The organism is Pseudonocardia tropica (genome assembly GCF_040105315.1).
Taxonomy (GTDB): domain Bacteria; phylum Actinomycetota; class Actinomycetes; order Mycobacteriales; family Pseudonocardiaceae; genus Pseudonocardia; species Pseudonocardia alni.
This window is the reverse complement of the sequence record NZ_JBEDNP010000002.1, coordinates 246622-269869: the sequence shown is the minus strand read 5'-3', so window position 1 is coordinate 269869 and position 23248 is coordinate 246622. Positions and strand designations below refer to the sequence as shown.

Genomic DNA, 23248 nt, shown 5'->3' with positions numbered 1-23248 from the left:
GTCCGGGCTCCGTCGCGTGCGGGCATGATGACCGGTGATGAACGATCAGCAGACCCGCACCACCAGCCCCTCCCGCCCCGCCCGGGATGTCCGCGACCTCGCCGACGACCACGTCCGGCGCCTCGCCGAGCTCGACCCGGTCCTCGCCGGCGACCTCGGCTGGACCGAGCGGCAGGACGAGCTGCCCGACCTCTCCCCCGACGGCACCGCCGCGCTCGTCGCCGCCTGCCGGGAGACCCTGGAGCGACTGGACACCACCACGGGCGCCCGGCAGCCCGCGGACCCCGACGAGCGTCGCTGCGCACGGCTGCTGCGCGAGCGTCTCGGCGCCCAGCTCGACCACCTGACCTCCGGGGAGCCGCTGCGCGCGGTGCAGGAGCTGTTCGGACCGCTGGCGACCCTGCGGACCGCGTTCACCCTCATGCCGGTCGACGGCGACGAGGACTGGGCCACCGTCGCCGCGCGGATGGCGCGGGTCCCCGAGGCCCTCGCCGGGTACCGGGCGTCGCTGGCGGAGGGACGCCGTCGCGGGCTGTTCGCCGCCCCGCGCCAGGTGGTGCGGGTGACCGGGCAGATCGACGCCTGGAACGGCGACGCCGGCGGCCGCGGCTGGTTCGCCGGGTTCGCCGCGGACGCCTCCGTCGGTGACGCCGTGCGCGCCGACCTCGACCGCGGTGCGCGGGAGGCGACGGCGGCGCTGGGCGAGCTGCGGGACTGGCTGGCCGCGGAGTACCTGCCCGCCGCGGAGGGGACCCCGGACGGCGTGGGCCCCGACCGGTACCGCATCGCGAACCGGTTCTGGAACGGCGCCGACATCGACACCGTCGAGGTCTACGAGTGGGGCTGGTCGGAGTTCCGCCGGATCCGCGAGGAGATGGCCGTCGAGGCCGCGCGGATCGTGCCCGGCGGCAGCGTGCGCGAGGCGATGGAGCTCCTGGAGACCGACGGGGGCTCGACCGGGGTCGTCGTGGGCGGGGAGGCCGCCCGGGCGCACCTGCAGAAGATCATGGACGACACGATCGCCGAGCTCGACGGCGTCCACTTCGACCTGTCCGGCCGGCTGCGGGAGGTCGAGTCCCGGCTGGCGCCGGCGGGCAGTGCGGCGGCGCCGTACTACACACCGCCGGCGCTGGACTTCTCGCGGCCGGGCCGGACCTGGCTGCCCGCGAGCGAGGACGACCGCTACCCGCTCTGGGACCTGATCAGCACCTGGTACCACGAGGGCGTCCCGGGCCACCACCTGCAGCTGGCGTCGTGGGCGGTGCGCAGCCGGGAGCTGTCGACGTTCCAGACGTCGCTGGTGGGTGCGGTGAGCGCGGACGTGGAGGGCTGGGCGCTCTACGCGGAGCGGCTGATGGACGAGCTGGGCCACCACTCCGACCCGGGCTCGCGGCTGGGCTACCTCAACGCCCAGATGCTGCGCGCGGTGCGTGTGGTGATCGATCTGGGCATGCACCTGTCGCTGCCGGTCCCCGACGACTCCCCGGTCGGTGCCGGTCGGCGGTGGACCCCGGAGCTGGGGCGGGAGTTCTTCGGCCGGCACGTCGGCGGCGGGGACGCGATGGCCGACTCGGAGCTGCTGCGCTACCTCGGCGGACCGGCCCAGGCGATCGGCTACAAGCTGGGCGAGCGGGCCTGGCTGACCGGGCGGGAGCGGGCCCGGGCCGCGCACGCCGCCCGCGGGGAGGAGTTCGACCTCGCCGCGTGGCACGCCGCCGCGCTCGCGCAGGGCACGCTGGGTCTCGACGACCTGGTGCCGGAGCTGGCGGCCCTGCCGGCGCGCGCCTGAGCGCACCCGGGGGCGCCGCGCGGCTCAGCCGTGTGCGGCGCCCTCGGTGACCGGCCCCGCGGGGCGCTGGGGGATGTCGCGGCCGAGCCGGTGCGACAGGCCCCAGCAGGTGACCCGCCACAGCGCCTCGGCGACGATGCCGCCGCTCATCTTGGACGCACCGCGCTCGCGCTCGGTGAAGGTGATCGGGACCTCGCTGACCCGGAACCCGGCCTGCAGGGCCCGCCAGGCCATGTCCACCTGGAAGCAGTAGCCCTGGGAGGCGACCGAGTCCAGGTGCAGCTGCTCGAGCACGGTGCGCCGGTAGACGCGGTAGCCGCCGGTGATGTCGCGCAGCGGCACGCCGAGTGCGAGGCGGGAGTAGAGATTGCCGCCGCGGGAGAGGAGCTCGCGGTGCCAGGGCCAGTTCACGACGCGCCCGCCGGGCACGTAGCGGGAGCCGAGGACGACGTCGGCGTCGGTCAGGGCGGCGAGCAGCGCGGGGAGGTCCTCGGGGGCGTGCGAGCCGTCGGCGTCCATCTCGACGACGACCTGGTGCTCGCCGGTCAGCGCGTGCCGGAAGCCGTCGAGGTAGGCGGCGCCGAGGCCGTCCTTGCCGGAGCGGTGCAGGACGCGGACCCGCTCGTCGGCGGCGGCGAGGGCGTCGGCGAGCTCCCCGGTGCCGTCGGGACTGGCGTCGTCGACGACGAGGACGTCGGCGTCGGGCAGCGCGGCGTGCAGCCGCGCGACGGCGGGACCGAGGTTCTCCCGCTCGTCGTAAGTGGGAACCACGACCAGGACCGGGCCCGGCGGTTCGACCATGCTCGTCCTCTCCCCCGCCCGATCGGTGTCGACCGGACGACCCTACCCGTACCGACCGCACCTGCTCGGTCACCGCTCGTCGTGCTGCGGCGGAGCGCGGTCGTGCGGACAGCGTAGTGGAGCGCCGCGACCGCCCGACGCGGCGGCACCGGACGCGGGACCGGACCCGGGGCGGGAGCGGGCGCGGGACGGGGGCTGCGGTCAGCGGGTCCCGGCGAGCAGGTGGGCGTTGCCCAGCGCCTCCAGGACACCGCCGCGGGCCCGGCCGCCGGTGTTCTCGCCGGGGAGGAACCACTCGTAGCCGTAGGCGGCGGCGAAGCCCGCCTCGTCGACCGCGTCCGGGGCGATCTGGCTGGCGTGGGCGAGCATCGCGGCCCGCTTCACGGCGAGCTCGGCCGGGCCGCCCCCGACGGCGACGGCGATCTCGGCGGTGACCCGGCCGTAGCCGACGCCCGCGGCGTGCGCGGCACCGTGGACGAGGTGCCGGTCACGCGCGGCCAGCGCGAGGTGCTCGCGGTCGACGGTCATCCGGTAGCCGCGGGCACCGGTGAGCGAGCAGGCGATGGCGCCCGCGGCGTGCGCGGCGCGGTGGTCGGGATGGCCGTAGATGCCGGCGTCGTCGTCGTGCAGGACGGTGCCCGCGCCCTCGGCGTCGACGATCTCGGCGACGGCGCGGCCGAGCGCGACGGGGTCGGCGGCGGCGAGGGCGCGCGGATGGCGCAGGCCGGGGCCGCCGGGCAGACCGGAGTCGCGGTGCCCGAGCAGCACCAGGCGGTGCACGCCGAGCAGGGCGGCGGCGTCGGTGAGCTCGCGGCGGCGGCGGTCGGGGACGGTCTCGCCGGGTTCCAGGGGGAGGCGGGACCCGCCGAGGTCGCCGCCGGTGGCCATGACGAGCACGACGCGGGCGCCCGCGTCGGCAAGACGGCGCAGGGTCAGGCCGGTGAAGATCGACTCGTCGTCGGGGTGGGCGTGCAGGGCCAGGACGGTCTGGCCGGAGAGGGTGTGCACCTGGTGATCGCTTCGCGTGCGGGGCCGGGGCGGCCGGTACGGACACGGGTCCGGAGCGGGTCGGTACCCGGGCGGCGCGAGCGGTCCACGGACGGTGAGCCGGGACGGCGGTGTCAGCCGCGCGGGGACGGACCCCGACGACAGCGACACACGGCGGCGCGCACGGGGCGCGCGGCGGCGGCGGTCGTCGGCTCGATCACGCGGGAGATGATGGCAGGGCCGCCGTCACGGGTCCACACCGGGGCCCCGCGACGGCGCTCACACCGGTCAGACGGTGCTCCTCGGCATGATCAGCCAGAGCGCCAGGTAGATGACGAACTGCGGGCCGGGCAGCAGGCAGGACAGCACGAACAGGAACCGCACGGTGTTGCGACCCATCCCGAAACGGTCGGCCAGCCCGGCGCAGACCCCGGCGATCACCTTCCCGTTGCGGGGACGGACGAGACGCTGGGTCACGGGCATGTTCACGGGGTGCTCCTTCGTGGTGCGGGTGGGACCTCCCCCACCCTGGCACCACCGGGGCCCGGCGCGCTCGGGGAACACCCGGAGGGTGACCCCGAACGCGCCCCGGGGGTCGTTACAGGACGACGAGGTCGCGGGCGGTGGTGTTGAGCCGCTCCACGCCGTCGGCGGTGACGACGACGATGTCCTCGATCCGGGCGCCCCACCTGCCGGCCTGGTAGATGCCGGGCTCGATCGAGAAGGTCATGCCCTCGGTGAGGACGAGGTCGTTGCCGCCGACGATGTAGGGCTCCTCGTGCACGTCGAGGCCGATGCCGTGCCCGGTGCGGTGGATGAAGTGCTCACCGTGCCCGGCGGCGGCGATGTGCTCGCGGGCGGCGGCGTCGATGTCGGCGGCGGTGGCACCGGGCCGGACGGCGGCGACGGCGCGCTCCTGGGCCTCCTGCAGCACCGCGTAGGTCTCCTTGACGTCCGGTCCGGGCTCGCCGCCGACGGCGTAGGTGCGGGTGCAGTCGGAGTTGTAGCCGCCGGGCAGCGGCCCGCCGATGTCGATGACGACGACGTCGCCGGCCTCGATCACGCGGTCGGAGACGTCGTGGTGCGGGCTGGCGCCGTTGGGGCCGGAGCCGACGATGACGAACGCGGCCTCGGTGTGGCCCTCGGCGATGATCGCGGCGGTGATGTCGGCGCCGACCTCGGCCTCGGTGCGGCCGGGGCGCAGGAACTCACCCATCCGTCGGTGCACCCGGTCGATGGCGGCGCCGGCCTCGCGCAGGCGGTCGATCTCGGCCGGGTCCTTGCGCATGCGGAGCTCGCGCAGCACGGTGCCGCCGAGGTACTGCGGGACGTCGGGGAAGGCGTGGCGCAGGCCGAGGACGTGGCGGGCGGGCATGTCGTCGTCGACCGACATCCGGGTGGGGCCGCCGGCGAGGTCGCTGACCAGCAGGTACGGGTCCTCGCCGTCGGTCCAGGTGACCAGGTCGATGCCGAGCGCCTCCAGCGGCACACCGGCGAACCCGGGCGCCTCCAGCGACGGGACGACGAGCGCGGGCGGCGCCCGGTGCCCGGCGGCCGGGACGATCAGGCAGGTCAGGCGCTCGTGCGAGGACCCGTCGAACCCGGTCAGGTAGCGCAGGTCGGTTCCCGGGGTCAGGAACAGCACGTCGGTGCCCTGCTCGGCGGCGTGCTCACCGGCACGGCGCAGCCGGTCGGCGAGCAGCTCGGTGGGGACGGCATCGGTCATGACCGTGAGCGTAGGCGGGCACGGGGGGTACACGACCGCCACCCGGAGCACCGCGGCGTGGGCCGGGCGGGGGCCGGTGGGCGTCCGGACGCGCTGCGTGACCGGACGCTTGCGGAGCCGGAGGGCGGGTCAGTCGGTGTCGAGCGCGGTGGGGTGCGCGGTGACGGTCCCGGCGAGCTCGACGAGCTTGACGTTGAGGTCCTGGGAGGTACGGCGGAGCACGTCGAAGGCCTCCTCGGCGGTGAGCCCGCGGCGCGCCATCAGGATGCCCTTGGCCTGGCCGATCACGTCGCGCGAGGCGATCGCCTGGCGCAGCTGGGTCTCCTGGAGCCCGGCGTCGGACACGGCGACGCAGGTGGCCAGGGCCAGCGACGCGTGCGTGGCGAGCAGGATCAGGCGGTCGCGGTCGGCGGAGGTGAACGCCCGGCGGTCGGTGGCGTAGACGTTGAGCGCGCCGGGCAGCCGCGGCGGCTCGGCGTCGGGGATCAGCGAGACCGCCAGCACCGAGTGGAACCCGTGCCCGACGGCGGCGTGGGCGAAGTCGCTCCAGCGGCTCTCGGCGGCGAGGTCGTCGGAGAAGGCCAGCGCGGGACCGTCGGCGCGGGCGGCCTCGACACAGGGGCCGCAGCCGCTGGTGTACTGGGCCTCGTCGATCGAGGAGGCGGCGGGGTCGGTCTCGACCGGGGTGTGGAAGCGGCCGTCGTCGTCGCGGAGGGTGACGCTGACCATGTCCGCGCCGGGCACGACCCGGCGGACCGCGGCGACGACCCGGGCGAGGACGTCGGCGACCGAGCCGGAGGCGAGCAGGGCGCCGGTGAGGGCGGCGAACTCGCGGGCGAGCGGGCCGGTGTCGGCCAGGGCGTCCTCGGCGGGGCCACCGCGCTGCTCGGTGACGACAAACAGATCCCGCTCGGCGGTCCAGTCGTCGCGCCCGGTGACCGCAGCAGGTCCGCTGTTCGTGGTGGTTCCGCTGTTCTCCACACCGGGCATTCTGCACGGTCCGCGCGGGTGTGGCGCCCACCCGGGTACGGCGGCGGTGCCAGACTCGCGGCATGAGTGAGCGCCCGCTGATGCTGCTGGACTCCGCGAGCATGTACTTCCGTGCCTACTTCGGCGTGCCGGAGAGCGTCACCGCCCCGGACGGGACGCCGGTGAACGCGGTGCGCGGGTTCACCGACATGATCGCGCGGCTGGTCACCGAGCACCGCCCGGTGCGGCTGGTGGCCTGCCTCGACCTGGACTGGCGGCCGGCGTTCCGGGTGGACGCGCTGCCGTCGTACAAGGCGCACCGGGTGGAGGCGGGCCGGGCCGGCGACGAGGTGCCGGCCGGGGTGCCCGAGGAGGTGCCGGACACCCTCGCCCCGCAGGTGCCGCTGATCATGGAGGTGCTGGCCGCGGCGGGGATCGCGACCGGCGGGGCCGTGGGCTGCGAGGCCGACGACGTGATCGGGACCCTGGCCCACCGGGAGGCCTCGGACCCGGTGCTGGGGGTGTCCGGGGACCGGGACCTCATGCAGATCGTGCGCGACGCCCCGCCGGTGCGGCTGCTGTACATCGGCCGCGGGCTGAACAAGGCCGAGAACCTGGGCCCGGACGACGTCGCCGAGAAGTTCGGGGTGCCCCGGGAGCGGGCGGGCGCGGCGTACGCGGAGATGGCGATGCTGCGCGGGGACCCCTCCGACGGGCTGCCCGGGGTGCCCGGGGTCGGGGCGAAGACCGCGGCGACGCTGGTGGGCCGGTTCGGCTCGTGGGCGGAGCTGCTGGCCGCGGTCGGCGACGGCGACACCCGGATCGGGGCGGGGCCGCGGGCGAAGCTGGCGGCGGCGCGGGACTACCTCGACGTCGTCGAGCCGGTGGTGCGGGTGCGGACCGACGCCGAGGTCGACCTGAGCCGCGACGACGTGCTCCCGGCGTCGTTCGCCGACCCGGACCGGCTCGACGAGCTGGCACGGCGGTGGGGTCTGGAGTCCTCGGTGGGGCGGCTGCGGAAGGCCCTGGACGCGGCGGCGTCGTCGTGACCTGCCCGGACCACGGGCTGCCGGTCCCGCCGTCGTCGGCGTACGACGAGGTCGTGGCCCGGGAGACCGCGGTGCGCGCGGCGGCGGCCGAGCCGATCACCTCCCCCGACGACGGCGCCCCCGCCGCGGTGCGGGAGGCGGTGGCGGCCGCGGTCGAGGAGCTGCGGGACGAGCTGCTGGCGCTCTCGCACGACCTGCACGCCCACCCGGAGACCGCGTTCTCCGAGCACCGCTCGGTCGCCGCGGTGGCCGCGCTGCTGGCCGGGCACGGGGTCGACGCCGCTGTCGGCGTGCACGGGCTGGACACGGCGCTGCGGGCGACGCTCGGCTCCGGGGACGGCCCGACGGTCGCGGTGCTCGCCGAGTACGACGCGCTTCCCGGCATCGGGCACGCCTGCGGGCACAACGTGATCTGCTCGGCGGCGGTGGGCGCGTTCCTGGCGCTGGCGCGGGTGCTCGCCGCGCACCCGGTGGGCGGCACCGTGGTGCTGCTCGGCACGCCGGCGGAGGAGGGCGGGGGCGGGAAGGAGACGATGGCCCGCGACGGTGCCTTCGACGGCGTCGACGCCGCGGTGATGCTGCACCCGTTCGCCCACGACATCGCCGACCACCCGTTCCTGGGCGCCGTCAGCTGGAGGTGACCTACCACGGGGTCGCCGCGCACGCCTCGGCCCAGCCGCACCGGGGCCGCAACGCCCTGGACGCGGTCGTCCTGGGCTACCAGGGGATCGCGATGCTGCGCCAGCACATCCCCGACTCCGACCGGGTGCACGGCGTCGTCGTCGACGGTGGGCAGGCACCCAACGTCGTGCCGGAGCGGGCGGCGGCGCGCTACTACCTGCGCTCGCAGCGCCCGGAGACGTTGCGGGACCTGACCACGCGGGTGGAGGCGATCGCCGTCGCGGCGGCGGCGATGACCGGCTGCGGCCACACCCTGGAGTGGGACCCGCGCCCGCCGTACCTGCCGATCCGCCACAACCGGACCCTCGCCGCGCGCTGGGCGGTGCACCAGGCCGGGCGGGGGCGCACGGTGTATCCGCGCGGGGTGGTGCCGGAGACCGAGACGGGGTCGACCGACCTGGGCAACGTCTCGTTGCGGGTGCCGTCGATCCATCCGATGATCGCGATCGCGGAGCCGGGCACCGCGCTGCACACCACCGGGTTCGCCGAGGCCGCCGCGAGCGCGGCCGGGGACCGCGCGGTGCTCGACGGCGCCGCCGGGCTGGCGGCGGTGGTGGCCGACCTGCTGTACGACGAGGTGCTGCGCGGGGCGGTCGCGGCGGAGTTCGCCGAGGCGGGCGGCCCGGTGGACGTGCCCGCGTTCTTCGACTGAGCTCAGCCGCCGTGGCCCGGGGTGCGGCGCTCGCGCGGCGCGGCGCGGGTGTGGACCTTCTCGCCCTGCGGGCCGAACAGGCTGAGCACCTCGACGGCGCGGTCGCGGTCGGCGGAGCCGAACCAGTGCGGGACGTGGGTGTCGAACTCGGCGGCCTCCCCGGCGCCGAGCACGACGTCGTGCCCGCCGAGGACCAGGCGCAGCCTGCCGTCGAGGACGTAGAGCCACTCGTAGCCCTCGTGCACCCGCGGGTCGGGCTCGTCGCCGCGGAACGGGATGAGCATCTTGAACGCCTGCAGCCCGCCGGGGCGCTCGGTCAGCGGGACGACGGTCATCCCGTTGGCCCGGCGCGGCCGCAGCCGCACCCGCGGGTCGCCGACCGGTGGGGCGGCGACGAGCTCGTCGAGCGGCACCTGGTGGGCGGCCGCGATCGGGAGCAGCAGCTCCAGGGTCGGACGGCGCCCGCCGGACTCGAGGCGCGACAGCGTGCTCACCGAGATGCCGGTGGCCTCCGACAGGTCGGCCAGGGTCATGCCGTGCGCGGTGCGCAGCCCGGCCAGCCGGGGGCCGACGCCGGCCAGGGTGTCCGCGATCGCCTCGTCCACACCGGCAGTTTGCCATCCCGGCAACGACGTTTGCCAGTCTCGCGCCGAGGCGCGCAGGGTGGTGCCATGACCTCCTCTCCCGCAGACCCGTTCGGTGCCGCGTCCGAGCGCCGGGTCGCCGCGCTCGTCGCGGACGACCGGGTGCACGGACTCGCCACCGGCATCATCACCGCCGCTGCGCCCACCACATCCACCACATCCACCGGAGGAGCCACCGTGACCGAGGACCGCTGGTCCGCGGCGTTCTGGGACGCCCACTACGACACCCGTCCGCAGATCTGGAGCGGCGACGCCAACGCCGCCCTCGTCGCCGAGGCCGCGTACCTGCCGCCCGGGCGGGCGCTCGACGTCGGCTGCGGGGAGGGCGGCGACGCGGTGTGGCTCGCCGCGCGGGGCTGGCGGGTGGACGCCGTCGACGTCTCCCCCGTCGCGGTGGAGCGGGCCCGGGCCGCCGTCGAGCGGGCCGGGTGGGCCGACGCGGTCACCCTCACCGCCGCCGACCTGCGCTCCGCCCCGCCCGCCGCGGGCGTCTACGACCTGGTCAACGCCCAGTTCCTGCACCTGCCCCCGGACGTGCGCCGCCCGCTGTACGCCGCGCTCGCCGACGCCGTCGCCCCCGGCGGGACGCTGCTGCTGGTGCTGCACCACCCGCGCGACCTGGCCGCCGGGATCCCGCGCCCGCCGGAGCCGGAGCTGTTCCCCGACGAGCACGAGCTCGCCGGTGCGCTCGACCCGGACCGGTGGGAGGTCCTGGTCGCCGACGCGCGGCCGCGTCCGGTGACGCTGCCCGACGGCAGCACGGTGACCGGCCACGACGCGGTCGTCCGGGCCCGCCGCCGGGCCTGAGCGTCCGCGTCGCCGGCGGGGACGCTCAGAAGAACGTGCCGCACCACGGCGCCGGTCCGGGCACCGCGAACAGCGCGTCCGCCCGGGCCCGGGCGCCGGGGGTGTGCTCGCGCCAGCGGCCCGCCGCCACCAGCGACGACGGCGACCGGTCGCCGAGGAACGCCGCCGCCAGCGCGTCGACGGTGCACTCCAGGTCCGGATCGGTGCCGGCGGCGGGCTCGGCGGCGCCGTCGGCGAGACGCCAGGTGCCGGTGTCGCCGAGGAACGCGTCGTGCACCCGCAGCACGACCGGTCCGCCGGGGCCCCAGGCGCGGGCCCGCAGCGCGGCATCCGGATCGAGCAGGCGCAGCCACAGGTCGTCGCCGCGGCCGGTGACCCGGTGGGCCCGGGAGTCGGCCAGCACCAGGTCGAGGTCCTCGTCGAGGGGACGTGCCCAGCTCGTCACCGCGCCGGCCAGGTCGAGGCCGGTCAGGAACCGCCACAGCCCGGCCGTCGCGGCGGGCCCGGCGGCCCAGAGCTGCTGCAGCCGCACCTCGTCCGTGCCGCCGGTAGCCAGGTCGCCCTCCGCGACACCCCACACCACGAACCCGTCGTCGACGCCGTCGGTGCCGGTGTGCACCGCCACGCCCCTGTACTCGCCGGCGGACGGGCCCGCGGGGCGCAGCGCCCGCCGCCACCAGCGCGCGGAGCGGGTCATCCCGCCCGGGCGGTCCGCGGCGAGGCGCTCCTGCAGGCCGGGCAGCAGCCCGGTCGCCTCGTCGGGGTCGAGCATCCGCACCGTGCCCCCGGCCGGGGCCTCCGGGCGCCACGCCGCCCCCGCCGTGACGCGGACCTGGTCGGCGCGGGAGGCGACGCCGTAGCCGTAGCGACCGTAGATGCCGGCCTCCGACGCGCGGAGCACCGCGGCGACGTCGCCGCGGTCGCGGGCCGCGGTCAGCTGGGCGTGCATGAGCGCGGTCAGACGCCCGGCGCGGGTCCGGTCGGGTCGCACCCCGACGCCGCTGACCGCGGCGGCGGGGACCCGGGCCCCGCCGGGCAGGGTCAGCCGGGTCGGGAAGGAGTACGCCGACCCGACCACCGCACCGGAGGGGTCGACGACGCCGAGCCAGTGCTCGTCGGGGGCCTGCCCGTGGGCCTCCCACGCGTCGTCGGTGATCGGGCCGTGGTGCAGGGTGCCCAGGAACAGGTCGAACGCGCGGCGCCGGTCGGCGGGGTCGGTCAGGGGCCGGACCGGGTGGGGGGCGACGGCCGGCGGGGCGGGGTGCGGGGCGAACGGGTCATCGGGGCTCACATCCGACGAGCCTCGCGTCCGCGCGCCCCGCGCGCCAGCCGATTACCCGGCCCGCCACCGCGGCCCGGTCAGACCCGCCCGACCTGATAGTCGCCCTGGTCGCTGGTCACGACCACGGGGACCTCCACCTGCTCGCCGTCGACGACGGCCTGGCAGGTGAACTGCGTGCCGGCCGATACCTCGACGTCCTCCGGGCAGGCGATCGCGCCGACCTGCAGGCCGTAGTCCTGGGTGAGGACCTGGTTGACCCCGGCCTGCAGCGCGGTGCGGTCGAGCCGGTCGCTGCCGAGCACGCCCGCCCAGAACAGCGCGCCGACCACGAGTGCGGCCACCACCACGGCGCCGATCCCGGCCAGGACGTAGCGCCGCGTCCGCGACGGGGAGCGGACCGCGTCCCGGGAGACCCAGGGCTCGTCCTCGCCGGGGCCGGGGTTCTGCCATCCGCCCGGCCCGGACCCGCCGTCGGCCGGGACGGCCGCGGTGGTCTGCGCGTCGGCCCAGGGCGACCCGGGCGACGACGCGGGGACGGCGTCGGTGGGCGCTCCGGTCTCGGCGGCCCGGCGACGGGCGCGGCGCCCCGTCGGGACGGCCCATCCGCCGTCGGTGCCGGTGTCGGGGCCGGCCTCGTCGCCCCACAGCGGCTCGCCGCGGGCCGGGTCCCCGGCGCCCCCGTCGTGGGCGGCCCAGCCGCCGGTGTCGCCGCTGTGGCGTCCGCCCGCGGGCGGGACGGCGTCCCAGCCGCCGGTGCCCTGCGCGGGTGCGCCGCCGGCGTCGTGGGCGGCGTCGGGGGCGGCCCAGCCGTCACGGTCGTCGCGGTCGGGGGACCAGGCTCCGGTGGTCTCGGAGTCGGCGCCCCACCCGCCGGGCGGTGGCGTGCCCCAGGCGGGGATCTCCCCGGTCCGCTCCGCGGCATCCTCGGGATGCCGGTCCGGTCCCTGCGGGTTGTTCATCGCCTACTCGTCCGCCCGTCTCTCTCGTCGTGCCGTCGTGACAGCTGGTGCTGCTCGTGACTGCCGGTGCTGTTCGTGACTGCTACTGCATACCGGCCGCGACCACGCCGCGCCGGACCGCACCGGAGGCCCGGTGGGCCGCCTTCCCGACCGCGCTCGACCGCCCGGCGACCCCGGCGATCTGGTCGAGCAGGTCGAGGACCTGCCGGGTCCAGCGTACGAAGTCGCCCGCGGACAGCTCGTGCCCGTTCCGTTCGGCGGCCTCCAGGACCTGTGCCAGGGACTCGCCGCGGGCCCACCGGTGCATCGGCCAGGCGAAGGCCAGGTCGGGTGCGCGGGTGCGTTCGGCCTTGTGCCGGCGCTGGTCGGCGTCGAGCTCCTCCCACAGCCGAACGGTCCGCTCCAGCGCGTCGGACACCGGGCCGGTGGGCAGCCGCGGCATCGGTGCGTCGTCGCGGCGGGACTCGTAGACCAGCGCCGAGACCACCGCGGCCAGCTCGTCGGGCTCCAGGCCGTCCCACGCGCCGTGCCGCAGGCACTCGGCGGCCAGCAGGTCCGACTCGCCCCACAGCCGGGCCAGGACCCGGCCGTGCGCGGTGATCTCCTCCTCGCCGGGCTCGGCCTCCCCCGCCGGGACGAGGTAGCCGCGCTCGGCGAGCAGCGCCCGGATCCGGTCGAACGCCCGGGCCAGCGAGTGCGTCGTGGCCCGCACCTTCTGCCGCAGCGTCTCGGTCTCCCGCTCCAGCCTCGCGTGCCGCTCCGCCCAGCGGGCGTGGGCCTCGCGGTCGTCGCAGCCGTGGCAGGGGTGCGCGCGCAGGGCCCGGCGCAGTGTCGACAGCTCCGGGTCGTCCTGCACCCCGGGCCGGCGACGACGCCCGGGGGCGCGCCCCTCCCCCAGCCGGGAGGCACGCAGCGAGGAGGCCAGGTCCCGGCGGACCTGCGGGGACCGGTGCTCGACCCGCTTCGGCAGCTTGATCCGGCCCAGCACCTCCACCGCGTCCGGGAAGTCCGCCGCCGACAACCGTCCCGCCCAGCGGTCCTCGGTGCACACCAGCGGCCGGACCTCGGCGTCGCGGCCCGCGGCCGACACCGCCCCGATCCCCGGGTCGAGCACCACGGCGATCCCGGCGCGCTTGCCCGAGGGCACCGCGATCACGTCGCCCGGACGCAGCTCGCGCAGCGACTCCGAGGCCTCGTCGCGGGCGGCGACGGTGTTCTGGCGGCGCAGCGACTTCTCCCGGTCGGCGATGCGCCTGCGCAGGTCGGCGTACTCGGCGAAGTCGCCGAGGTGGCAGCTCATCGCCTCCTGGTAGCCGTCCAGGGCCTCGGTGTTGCGGTCGATCCGCCGGGCCAGCCCGACCACCGAGCGGTCCGCCTGGAACTGCCCGAAGGAGCGCTCCAGCAGCTCGCGGGCGGCGTCGGTGCCCAGGCGCCCGACCAGGTTGACCGACATGTTGTAGACCGGCCGGAACGAGCTGCGCAGCGGGTAGGTGCGGGTGGAGGCCAGCCCGCCGACCTGCTCCGGGTCCATGCCGGGTGCCCACAGCACGACGGCGTGGCCCTCGACGTCGATCCCGCGCCGTCCGGCACGCCCGGTGAGCTGGGTGTACTCGCCGGGGGTGAGGTCGACGTGGGCCTCGCCGTTGTACTTGACCAGCCGCTCCAGCACGACGGTGCGGGCGGGCATGTTGATGCCCAGCGCCAGGGTCTCGGTGGCGAACACACAGCGCACCAGGCCGGCGACGAACAGCTCCTCGACGGTCTCCTTGAACGCCGGCAGCAGCCCGGCGTGGTGGGCGGCGACGCCGCGTTCGAGGGCCTCGCGCCACTCCCAGTACCCGAGCACGCCGAGGTCGGCCTGCGGCAGGTCGCCGGTGTGCTTCTCGACGATCCGGCGGATCTCGTCGACCTCCTCGGGCACGGTCAGGCGCACCCCGGCCCGCACGCACTGGCCGACCGCGGCGTCGCAGCCGGCCCGGGAGAAGACGAACGTGATCGCGGGCAGCAGCCCCTCGCGGTCGAGCCGGTCGATCACCTGCACCCGCGACGGCGGCCGGAACCCCCCGCGCGACGGCCCGCCCCCGCGCGGCCCCCGCCCGACGACGGCCGTGGAGTCGGTCCTCCCGCCCCGGGTGCGGCCGCGCTGCGGGCCACCCCGTCCGCGCGGCCCGCGGTCGCCCGCCCGGTCCGAGGCGCGGGAGGTGGTGAAGTCCCGCCGCGCCATCTCGCGGGTGTAGCGGACCAGCTCCGGGTCGACGACGACCTCACCGGGCCCGCCGGGGGTGCTCCGCTCACCGAACATGTCGAACAGCCGGTTCCCGACCATCATGTGCTGCCACAGCGGCACCGGGCGGTGCTCGTCGACCACCACGCGGGTGTCACCGCGGACCTCGACCAGCCAGTCGCCGAACTCCTCGGCGTTGCTGACCGTGGCCGAGAGCCCGACGACCGCGACGTGCTCGGGCAGCTGGAGGATGACCTCCTCCCAGACCGCGCCGCGGAACCGGTCGGCCAGGTAGTGGATCTCGTCCATCACCACGTAGCCGAGGTGGTCCAGCCGCCGGTTCGCCGCCTTGTCGGAGTCGGCGTAGATCATGTTGCGGAGCACCTCGGTGGTCATCACGACCACCTGGGCGTCGCCGTTCACCGCGGTGTCGCCGGTGAGCAGGCCGACCGCGTCCGCGCCGTAGCGGGCGACCAGGTCGGCGTACTTCTGGTTGGACAGCGCCTTGATCGGCGTGGTGTAGAAGCACTTGCGGCCCTCGGACAGGGCCAGATGCACGGCGAACTCGCCCGCGACGGTCTTGCCGGCGCCGGTGGGCGCGCAGAGCAGGACGCCGTGGCCGTCCTCCAGGGCCTCGCACGCCTCGCGCTGGAACGGGTCCAGGTCGAAGGGCATCAGACCGGTGAACTCGGCCAGCCGCGGATAGGCGGCGCGGGCCTTCGCCGCCGCGTACGCGGCGGCCGGGTCGGCGGCGGAACCATTCACGGCCCCAGGCTGTCACACGGCACCGACACCCTGCTCCGTCACAGGGTGAGCCGGGCCACGTGGCACCGCCGGGCTACTGCGGGCGGGCGAACTCCGCCTCGACGATGTCGGGGTTGATCTCCGTGCCGTGGTGCTCGCCGCGGCAGATGGCGGCCATCAGGCCGTCCTTCTCGATGTCGAACACGTGCAGCGGCAGGCCGTGGTCGCGGGCCAGGATGAACGCGGTCTGGTCCATCACGGCCAGCCGCCGCGACAGCACCTCGTCGTAGGGCAGGCGCTCGTAGCGGCGGGCGTCGGGATTGGTGCGCGGGTCGGTGTCGTAGACCCCGTCGGTGCCGTGCTTGGCCACCAGCAGGGCGTCCGCGCCGATCTCCAGGGCACGCTGCACGCTCGGGTAGTCGGTGGTGATGAACGGCTGCCCGTTGCCGCCGGAGAAGATGAGGATCGCGTCCTTCTCCAGGTGCCGCTTGGCGCGCAGCCGCAGGAACGGCTCGGCGACGGCGTTGATCGGGATCGCGGTCATGACGCGGACGTTCTCCTCGCCGCCCGCGGAGAGCTTGCCGCGCAGCAGGAGACCGTTGATCACGGTGCCGAGCATGCCGATGTTGTCGGCCTCGACGCGGTCGATCCCCCAGGTCTCGGAGCGGTTGCCGCGGAACACGTTCCCGCCGCCGACGACGACCGCGACCTGCACCCCCAGCGCACGCATCTGCCGGATCTGGTCGGCGAGGTGGGACAGGGCGTGCGCGGAGAACCCGAAGCCGTCGGCACCGGCCATCGCCTGTCCGCTGAGCTTGATGACCACCCGGTTGTACTTCATCTGTCCCGACCCGCTCCTCAGTGCCGCCCGACCCGATCCGGGGGGCAAGCCTACGGAGCCGTGCCGGACGGGGCCGCGGGGGGATCCGCGGCACCGCCCCGGTCAGGTGATGTCGTCAAGGCGGGGCGGCCCGGGCACGGTCCCGTTCGTCCCGGCACCCCCGGTGCGGCCGTTCCCCGCACCCGCGGTGCCGCCGTCCGGGGCGACGACGGGTGCCCGGGTGGTCGACACCGGCGCGGGGGGTTCGATCCGGGACGGCTCGATCCGGGACGGCCCCTCGATCGGCGACGGCGTGGTGTCCAGCGGCGAGGGCTCGTCCGGGTCCAGGGAGTCCCAGCCCTCGGCGGCGCGACGGCGGGCCCGGCGCCGGTCGGTGATCCGGCAGACCTGGATGGCGCCCTCGAACAGCAGGGTCAGCGCGAACGCCAGCGCCAGCATCGAGATCGGGTCCTGGCCGGGCGTGGCGATCGCGGCGAAGCAGAACAGCCCGAAGATCAGCCCGCGCCGGGAGCGGCGGAGCACGTCGTAGGACACGACACCGGCCGCGTTGAGCGCGACGACCAGCAGCGGGATCAGGAAGCTGACCCCGAAGATGACGATCAGGTTCACGACCAGCGAGAAGTACGACGTGCCGGTCAGCGCCGTCGTCTGGATCTCGCTACCGATGGTCAGCAGGAAGCCGAGCGCCTGCGGGATGATCAGGTAGGCGAGCACCGCGCCGGTGACGAACAGCACCGCGGCCACCGAGACGAAGCCCAGCGCGTAGCGGCGCTCCTTCGTCAGCAGGCCCGGGGTGATGAAGCCCCACAGCTGGTAGAGCCAGATCGGGCAGGCCAGGATCACCCCGGCCGTCGCCCCGACCTTCAGGCGCAGCATGAACTGGTCGAACGGGGTGGTGCCGAGCAGGGTGCAGGCGTTCGGGTCGGCCGTCAGCGACGCGCGCGCCGAGGGCGGCAGCGAGCAGTACGGCTCCTTGAGCAGCTCACCCAGGCTCGGGAGACCGAAGAACGAGACCTCGAACCAGATGTAGCCGAACACCGTCGTCACCACGATCGCGGCGAGCGAGATGCCGAGCCGGTTGCGCAGCTCGTAGAGGTGCTCGATCAGGGTCATGGTCCCGTCGGGGTTCAGCCTGCGCTTCCGACGGAACGGTGCCTTCACGGGAGGAGGTGCCTCAGGCGGTCGGACCGGCGGGCCGGTCGGTGGCCTGCGCGGGCGGCTGCTGCGGAGCCGGAGCGGTCTGCTGCGGCGCCGGGGCGGTCTGCTGCGGCGCCGGGGCGGCCGCGGGCAGCTCCTGGGCGGGCTGGGGCTCCTCGGCCTGCCGGGTGCGCGCGTCGTCGTCCTTGAGGCCCTTCATCTCGCCCTTGAACACGCGGGCGGACTGACCGACCGACCGCGCCATCTCGGGCAGCTTCTTCGCGCCGAACAGCAGGAGCAGAACGGCGATGATGATCAGCCACTCGTAGCCACCGGGCATGGGTCCACCTCGCGTCGATCGGGCCGGGTCGACACCGAGTGTAGACACGGGCGAATCGGTCGCCCGGTCCCCCCGTCCCGGGACGTGGCTCAGGTCACCCGGTGTTCATTCCGTCGTCGTCATCCTGTCGCATTCCCCTCCCGACACGATCGAGGTGACTCAGGGTGATGCGTCGGCGATCCGCAGGGCCTCGCGGGCCCGTTCGCGCACCGCCGTCGCCAGCTCGGGGGGCTCGACGATGCGGGCCGCGCCACCGAGCCCCAGCACGAGGCGGACCAGCCAGTCGTCGTCGGCGAAGCGGAGCAGCACCCGGAGCCGGTCGTCGCCGCCCGCCGCCGCGGGCACCGGGTCCGGCGCGGCGGGCGGCGGGTCGCCCTCGACCGGCGCACCGGCGCCGGTGCGCACCTCGTCGACCGGGTAGTACTCGGCGACCCAGTGCGCGTCCGGGTCGAGCTCCAGCACCGCGTACCGGTGCTCGGCCCGCGGGCTGAACAGCCCGTGCGAGACGTCGACGGACCGGGCCTCGGGATGGGCGCGGGCCGGTTCGTCGAGCTCCTCGGCCTGCTCCACCCGGTCCAGGCGGAACATCCGCACGTCCTCGGCGCGGCGGCACCACGCCTCCAGGTAGCCGCGCCCGCCGCTGACGACCAGCCGCATGGGGTCGACGTCGCGGCGGGACACCGCGTCACGGCCCGCGGTGAAGTAGACGATGCGCAGCGCGCGCCCGCGGTCGAGCGCCCGGCGCACGACGGCGGTGGTGTCGCGCTCGCCGATCCCGGACTCGACGGTGAGCAGACCGCCCGGACCGGCCGCCTCCCCCACCGCGGCCTCGACCTTCGCGATGGCCCGCCCGACGGCGTCGGAGTCGACGACCCCGGCGGTCTGGTGCAGCATCCGCAGCGCCACGAGCAGCGCGGTCGCCTCGGTGGTGGTCAGGCGCAGCGGCCGGGTCAGCCCGGCGTCGAAGACGACGTCGACGGTGTCCCCGGCGAACGACAGGTCGACCAGGTCACCCGGCCCGTAGCCGGGTAGCCCGCACATCCACAGCAGCTCCAGGTCCTTGCGCAGCTGCCGTTCGTCGACGCCGAAGTCCGCGGCGGCCTCGGCGACCGGCACCCCGGGGTGCGCCCGCAGGTAGGGCACCAGCGACAGCAGCCGGGGCAGGCGCCGGGCGACGCCCTGGCGGCTCACGTGCGGGTCCCGAGGGCACCGGCACCGAGCGCGGCCTCCCACAGCTCGCGGACCGCGCGGGCCAGCTCCGGCGGGTCGAGGACGGCGACGTCCGGGCCGTGCCCGGCCAGCCACCGCGCGACGGTGCCCCGGTCGCGCAGGTCCAGCTCGATCTCCACGCCCGGCCGTCCGGCGTGCTCGCGTGGCCCGCGCTCGCGGCCGGCGCGGCGCAGCCCGGCCGCGCGTCCCGCCGCGACCCAGACCCGCGCGGTGCCCGACACCGGCTGCGGGCCCGCCGAGGCACGCACCAGCGCCCGCAGGTCGACACCGGCGGGCACGGTGACCGCGCCCTCCGGTCCGACGGCACGCACCGGGCCCTCGACGCGGGAGAGCCGGAAACAGCGCACGTCGTCGCGGTCGCGGTCGTGGCCCACCAGGTACCAGCGGCCCCGGAACGACACCACGCCCCAGGGCTCGACGGTCCGCCGCACCAGCTCCCCGGTGGGGCCGCCGCGGCGGTGGTCGAAGGTGACCACGCGGCCGGTGCGCACCGCGCCCAGCAGCGGCGCGAGGGCCGGCTCACCCGCGGCGGCGCCCGGCCGGATCGCCGCGGCCGGGGTCTCGGCGACCTCGACGCCCGCGGCGCGCAGCTTCACCAGCGCCCCGTGCGCGGCGCCGGCCAGCTCCGGAGAGTCCCACAGGTTCCCGGCCAGCGCGACGACGGTCGCCTCGTCCGGGTCGAGGTGGATCTCGCCGAGCTCGTAGTCGGCCCGGGCGATCCGGTAGCCCTCGACGGTGTCGAACACCGAGTTGTGGCCGGTCTCCAGGGGCACGCCCAGCTCGCGCAGCTCGGCCTTGTCCCGCTCGAACATCCGGAAGAACGCCTCGTCGCCGGTGCCGTCGGCGTAGCCGGGGACGATGGACCGGATCCGCTCCGCGGACAGGTACTGGCGCGTCGACATCAGGCAGAGCACCAGGTTGACCAGTCGCTCGGCGCGGGCGGAGGACACGACGGGCATCGTAGCCAGGCCGGACGGGACGGATCGGGCGCCCCGGGCCGCGGGCACCCGGGACCGCGCCGGGGGGCGCCTCAGGTCGCCGACACCGGGTCACCGACGACCCGCACCAGCCGCCCGCCGCCGAGCACGACCCCGGCGAGGGCGGCGAGCACGATCCCGACCTCCCCCGCCAGCCCGAACGGCAGCGCCGGGTTCACCGGCTCCACCGCCCCCTGCACCCCCACGAGGAAGACCAGGACCCCCAGGGGCGGTCCGAGGACACCGCCCAGGACCCGCCACGCCACCGGCCGCCTGCGCAGCAGCCACACCCCCGGCCCGGTCGCCGCGAGCAGCAGCGCGGCGAACCCCACCCCGAAGAACAGCTGGTCCAGTCCGCCCTCCGTACCGGTCGCCCACAGCGTCACGACCTTCGCCGTCCACGCGACGCCGCCCAGCACACCCGCCCCCGCGGTGATCGCCAGCCATCGATCGGTCCCCGTCATCGCCGTCCACCCTCTCCCGTTCGACCCGTCACCCGACGGACGACGACGAGTGCAGCGCGGGCGGCGGTCCCGCGGCCAGGGACCGGTGTACCCGTCCGGTCCGTGACCGGTGTCCGGTGACAGCGGGACCCCGGCGCACGATGATGGGCCGGTGGAACCCGCCGGGATACGACCGGCCCGCCGCGGCACCGTCGTCGCCGTGTGGGCGGTGGCCGTCGGGTCCGCGGTGTGCGTCGCCGCGGCCGTCCCGCCGGCGGTGGTGAACTGGCGGACGCTCGGGCCCGGGTCGGTGTACGTCGTGAACGCCGTGGTCGGGGTGCTCGTCCCGCCGGCGGGTGCGTTCGTCCTCGCGCGCAGGCCGGGGCACCGGATCGGTCTGGTGCTGCTGTCGGCCGCCGGTCTCGGGGTGTCGTTCCTGGCGCTGAGCTGGGCCGACTACGCGCTGCGGAGCCGCCCCGGTGCGCTGCCCGGGGCGGAGTGGGCGGCGCTGGTCGCGGGCGCCACCTGGACGCCGTTCCTGGCCCTCATCACGCTGCTGCCGCTGTGGTTCCCGGACGGGCGGCCCGCCGGCCGGTTCTGGACGGTCGCCGAACGGGTGCTGCTGGTCGTGCTGGTCGCGGTGCCGGTGCTGAGCCTGCTCGAACCACGGGTGGCCCTGGGACTGGCCGAGAACCCGCTGGTGACCGGCCCGTGGTGGGTGACGCCGCTGGTGGAGGGGCTCGTCGTGGGGTGCGTGTTCGCGGCGGCGTTCGTCTGCGTGCCCGCCGCGGTGGTGACCTACCTGCGCGGCGACACCGGGGGGCGGGCGCGGCTGCGCTGGTTCCTGCTGGCGGCCGCGGTGGTCGCGGCGTCGCTGTTCGTCCCGGGGCCCCCGGTGAGCGACGTGCTCACCGGCCTGGCGCTGGGCCTGGCCGCGCTGGCGATCACGGTCTCGGTGGTGCGGCACCGGCTCTGGGGCGTCGAGCCGGCGCTGCACCGGACGCTGGTGTTCGGGACGGTCGCGCTGTGCCTGCTGCTGGTCTACGTCGGGGTGGTCGGTCTGGCCGACCGGGTCCTGCCCGAGGGCGCGGCGCTGCTGGGCGCGGCCACGGTCGCGCTGGTGCTCGCGCCGCTGCTGTCGCGGGTGCAGCGGATGGCGCGGACCCTGATCCACGGCGACCGTGACGACCCCTACGCCGCGCTGACCCGGCTGGCCGAGCGGCTCGAGGCGAACCTGGACCCCGAGGACGTCCCGGGGGTGGCGCTGGCCGAGGTCCGCACCGCGCTGCGGGTCCCGTACGTGTCGCTGCGGGTCCACGACGGCCCGGCGGACGGGAGCGGCGGAGAGCGCGGCACCGAGTCGGTGCTCGGCCACCGCCCCGGCGACGGACGCGCGGTGGAGACCGTGCCGCTGCTGCACCAGGGGACCCCGGTGGGTGAGCTGCACGTCGCGACCCGCCGTCCCGGGGAGCCGCTGACCGCGCGCGACCGGGTCCTGCTGGCGGACCTGGCGCGCCCGCTGGCCGCGACGGTGCAGGCGGCGGTGCTGCGCGCCGAGCTGCGCCGGTCCCGGGAGGCGCTGGTGGAGGCGCTGGAGCGGGAACGGAGACGCCTGCGGGCCGACCTGCACGACGGCGTCGGGCCGTCGCTGGCGGCGCTGGTCCTCGCCCTGGACGGGATCGCGCACGCCGCGCGGGGTGCCGACCCGGCCGGGGCGGTCCCGGACCGGGTGGACGCGGTCAAGTCCGAGGTCCGGGACGTGATCGGTGAGCTGCGGCGGATCGTGGACGCGCTGCGGCCCCCGGCGCTGGACGAGCTCGGCCTGGCCGGGGCGCTGGACCGGTACCTCACCACGTTCCGACACGCCGACAGCGCGCCGCGGTTCGTCGTGCAGAGCGGGCTGGACGGCACGACGCTGCCCGCCGCCGTCGAGGTCGCCGCCTACCGGATCACCTCCGAGGCGATCACGAACGTGCTGCGCCACGCGGGGGCCGGGCGCTGTTCGGTGCGGCTGGCCCTCGACGGGCCGCGGCTGTGCCTGGAGATCGAGGACGACGGCTCGGGCGGTGCGGCGCCGGGCGGCGGGACCGGGCTGGCGTCGATGTCGGAGCGGGCCCGGTCGCTGGGCGGGACGCTGGAGGTGCTCCCCCGGGTGCCCGCGGGCACCCTGGTCCGGGCCGTGCTCCCGGTGGGCGGGGGGCGGTCCGGTGGGTGAGCCGGGGCGCCCGGTGCGGGTGCTGGTCGTCGACGACCACCCGCTGTTCCGGGCCGGGCTGCGCGGGGTGGTGGAGCGGATGCCCGACGCCGAGGTCGCCGGCGAGGCCGCGGACGGCGACGCGGCGCTCGCCGCCGTCGCGACCACCCGGCCCGACCTGGTGGTGCTGGACCTGCACCTGCCCGGCCCGGACGGGGTCACGGTCACCGCACGGCTCGCCGAGAGCCACCCCGACGTCGCGGTCGTGGTGCTGACGATGCTGTCCGACGACGGCACGGTGCTGGCCGCGCTGCGCGCCGGTGCCCGCGGCTACCTGGTGAAGGGCTCCGACGAGGCCGAGATCGCCGCGGCGATCCGGATCGTCGCGGCCGGCGGGTCGGTGCTGGGGCCCGCGGTGGCCGACGCCGTCCTGGCGGTGCACCGGGGCACGGCCGCGGCCCCGGAGGTGTTCCCGCAGCTCAGCGTCCGCGAGCGGGAGGTGCTCGACCTCGTCGCGGCGGGACTGGCGAACCCGGTGATCGCGGCCGAGCTGCACCTGAGCCACCAGACCGTCCGCAACTACGTGTCCTCGGTCTTCCTGAAGCTGGGGGTGGTGGACCGGGCCGCGGCGATCGTGGCCGCCCGCGACGCCGGTCTCGGGACCGGTCGCCGCTGACCGGTGTCTCATCCTGCGACAGGGTCGTTGACGGCGGCGCGCGCACGGAAAAGGCTCGGCCGCAGGTGCGGCACCGCGGCCGTACCGGCACGTGGA

At 76.2% G+C, this 23248-nt stretch carries 20 protein-coding genes and 1 pseudogene; 6 read left to right on the top strand and 15 right to left on the bottom strand.

The features are described from left to right. Nucleotides 1-37 precede the first annotated feature (37 nt). Complete coding sequence (locus tag WHI96_RS04550; RefSeq protein WP_345650813.1) at nucleotides 38-1789, top strand: DUF885 domain-containing protein; 1752 nt, start codon at nucleotides 38-40, stop codon at nucleotides 1787-1789. 24 nt (nucleotides 1790-1813) lie between these two features. Here the strand turns inward: WHI96_RS04550 and WHI96_RS04545 are convergent, their stop codons facing one another. The 5 genes from WHI96_RS04545 to WHI96_RS04525 form a co-directional block, all read right to left on the bottom strand. Beyond that, the gene (locus WHI96_RS04545) at nucleotides 1814-2590 is read right to left on the bottom strand and encodes a polyprenol monophosphomannose synthase (protein ID WP_345650810.1); all 777 of its coding nucleotides are present in this window, start codon (nucleotides 2588-2590) and stop codon (nucleotides 1814-1816) included. 201 nt (nucleotides 2591-2791) lie between these two features. Further along, a complete protein-coding gene (locus tag WHI96_RS04540; protein ID WP_345650808.1) occupies nucleotides 2792-3598 on the bottom strand; it encodes a PIG-L deacetylase family protein in 807 nt (268 codons plus the stop codon). A 267-nt stretch (nucleotides 3599-3865) separates the two neighbouring features. Then, complete coding sequence (locus WHI96_RS04535) at nucleotides 3866-4060, bottom strand: PspC domain-containing protein (protein WP_345650873.1); 195 nt, start codon at nucleotides 4058-4060, stop codon at nucleotides 3866-3868. A 115-nt stretch (nucleotides 4061-4175) separates the two neighbouring features. Further along, nucleotides 4176-5303, bottom strand: coding sequence for a M24 family metallopeptidase (locus WHI96_RS04530; RefSeq protein WP_345650806.1), 1128 nt, complete (start codon nucleotides 5301-5303; stop codon nucleotides 4176-4178). 129 nt (nucleotides 5304-5432) lie between these two features. Beyond that, nucleotides 5433-6284: a GAF and ANTAR domain-containing protein gene (locus tag WHI96_RS04525; RefSeq protein WP_425571677.1), complete on the bottom strand. Its 852-nt coding sequence runs from the start codon at nucleotides 6282-6284 to the stop codon at nucleotides 5433-5435. 71 nt (nucleotides 6285-6355) lie between these two features. On the opposite strand from WHI96_RS04525, the gene WHI96_RS04520 reads away from it, so the two are divergent. Further along, nucleotides 6356-7321, top strand: a complete 966-nt coding sequence (locus tag WHI96_RS04520) for a 5'-3' exonuclease (protein ID WP_224402490.1) — start codon at nucleotides 6356-6358, stop codon at nucleotides 7319-7321. Then, a pseudogene (locus tag WHI96_RS04515) lies at nucleotides 7318-8654 on the top strand (M20 family metallopeptidase). Before WHI96_RS04520 ends, WHI96_RS04515 begins: the two are co-directional and overlap by 4 nt. Before the next feature lie 2 nt (nucleotides 8655-8656). Here the strand turns inward: WHI96_RS04515 and WHI96_RS04510 are convergent. Next, nucleotides 8657-9259 (bottom strand): helix-turn-helix domain-containing protein, encoded by a 603-nt coding sequence (locus tag WHI96_RS04510; protein WP_308215792.1) that lies wholly within the window; start codon nucleotides 9257-9259, stop codon nucleotides 8657-8659. 66 nt (nucleotides 9260-9325) lie between these two features. Here WHI96_RS04510 and WHI96_RS04505 point away from each other — a divergent pair, with 66 nt between their 5' ends. Further along, nucleotides 9326-10105 (top strand): SAM-dependent methyltransferase, encoded by a 780-nt coding sequence (locus tag WHI96_RS04505; RefSeq protein ID WP_345650802.1) that lies wholly within the window; start codon nucleotides 9326-9328, stop codon nucleotides 10103-10105. Between the two features lie 25 nt (nucleotides 10106-10130). On the opposite strand, the gene WHI96_RS04500 is transcribed toward WHI96_RS04505, so the two are convergent. The 9 genes from WHI96_RS04500 to WHI96_RS04460 all read right to left on the bottom strand — a co-directional run bounded on the left by WHI96_RS04500 (nucleotide 10131) and on the right by WHI96_RS04460 (nucleotide 20303). Further along, nucleotides 10131-11396, bottom strand: coding sequence for a GNAT family N-acetyltransferase (locus WHI96_RS04500; protein WP_345650799.1), 1266 nt, complete (start codon nucleotides 11394-11396; stop codon nucleotides 10131-10133). Between the two features lie 68 nt (nucleotides 11397-11464). Further along, the gene (locus WHI96_RS04495; protein WP_345650796.1) at nucleotides 11465-12346 is read right to left on the bottom strand and encodes a DUF4333 domain-containing protein; all 882 of its coding nucleotides are present in this window, start codon (nucleotides 12344-12346) and stop codon (nucleotides 11465-11467) included. Between the two features lie 82 nt (nucleotides 12347-12428). Further along, a complete protein-coding gene (locus tag WHI96_RS04490; protein WP_345650793.1) occupies nucleotides 12429-15335 on the bottom strand; it encodes a DEAD/DEAH box helicase in 2907 nt (968 codons plus the stop codon). Nucleotides 15336-15408: 73 nt separating this feature from the next. Then, nucleotides 15409-16155: a UMP kinase gene (gene pyrH, locus WHI96_RS04485; protein WP_345650790.1), complete on the bottom strand. Its 747-nt coding sequence runs from the start codon at nucleotides 16153-16155 to the stop codon at nucleotides 15409-15411. Nucleotides 16156-16257: 102 nt separating this feature from the next. Beyond that, entirely contained in the window at nucleotides 16258-17268 is a 1011-nt protein-coding gene (gene tatC, locus WHI96_RS04480) for a twin-arginine translocase subunit TatC (protein WP_425571679.1), read from the bottom strand. A gap of 61 nt (nucleotides 17269-17329) precedes the next feature. Next, nucleotides 17330-17632 carry a Sec-independent protein translocase subunit TatA gene (gene tatA / locus WHI96_RS04475; RefSeq protein ID WP_345650784.1) on the bottom strand — a complete coding sequence of 101 codons (303 nt, stop codon included), beginning with the start codon at nucleotides 17630-17632 and terminating at the stop codon, nucleotides 17330-17332. A gap of 159 nt (nucleotides 17633-17791) precedes the next feature. Next, nucleotides 17792-18823 carry a helix-turn-helix transcriptional regulator gene (locus WHI96_RS04470; protein ID WP_345650781.1) on the bottom strand — a complete coding sequence of 344 codons (1032 nt, stop codon included), beginning with the start codon at nucleotides 18821-18823 and terminating at the stop codon, nucleotides 17792-17794. Further along, entirely contained in the window at nucleotides 18820-19812 is a 993-nt protein-coding gene (locus tag WHI96_RS04465; protein WP_345650778.1) for a helix-turn-helix transcriptional regulator, read from the bottom strand. The genes WHI96_RS04470 and WHI96_RS04465 overlap by 4 nt, the downstream gene beginning before the upstream one ends. A gap of 80 nt (nucleotides 19813-19892) precedes the next feature. Beyond that, nucleotides 19893-20303 (bottom strand): hypothetical protein, encoded by a 411-nt coding sequence (locus tag WHI96_RS04460; protein WP_345650776.1) that lies wholly within the window; start codon nucleotides 20301-20303, stop codon nucleotides 19893-19895. A 151-nt stretch (nucleotides 20304-20454) separates the two neighbouring features. Here WHI96_RS04460 and WHI96_RS04455 point away from each other — a divergent pair, with 151 nt between their 5' ends. Continuing rightward, nucleotides 20455-22497 (top strand): histidine kinase, encoded by a 2043-nt coding sequence (locus WHI96_RS04455; RefSeq protein WP_345650774.1) that lies wholly within the window; start codon nucleotides 20455-20457, stop codon nucleotides 22495-22497. After that, nucleotides 22490-23152 carry a response regulator gene (locus WHI96_RS04450; protein WP_345650772.1) on the top strand — a complete coding sequence of 221 codons (663 nt, stop codon included), beginning with the start codon at nucleotides 22490-22492 and terminating at the stop codon, nucleotides 23150-23152. The genes WHI96_RS04455 and WHI96_RS04450 overlap by 8 nt, the downstream gene beginning before the upstream one ends. The last annotated feature ends 96 nt before the right edge of the window (nucleotides 23153-23248 follow it).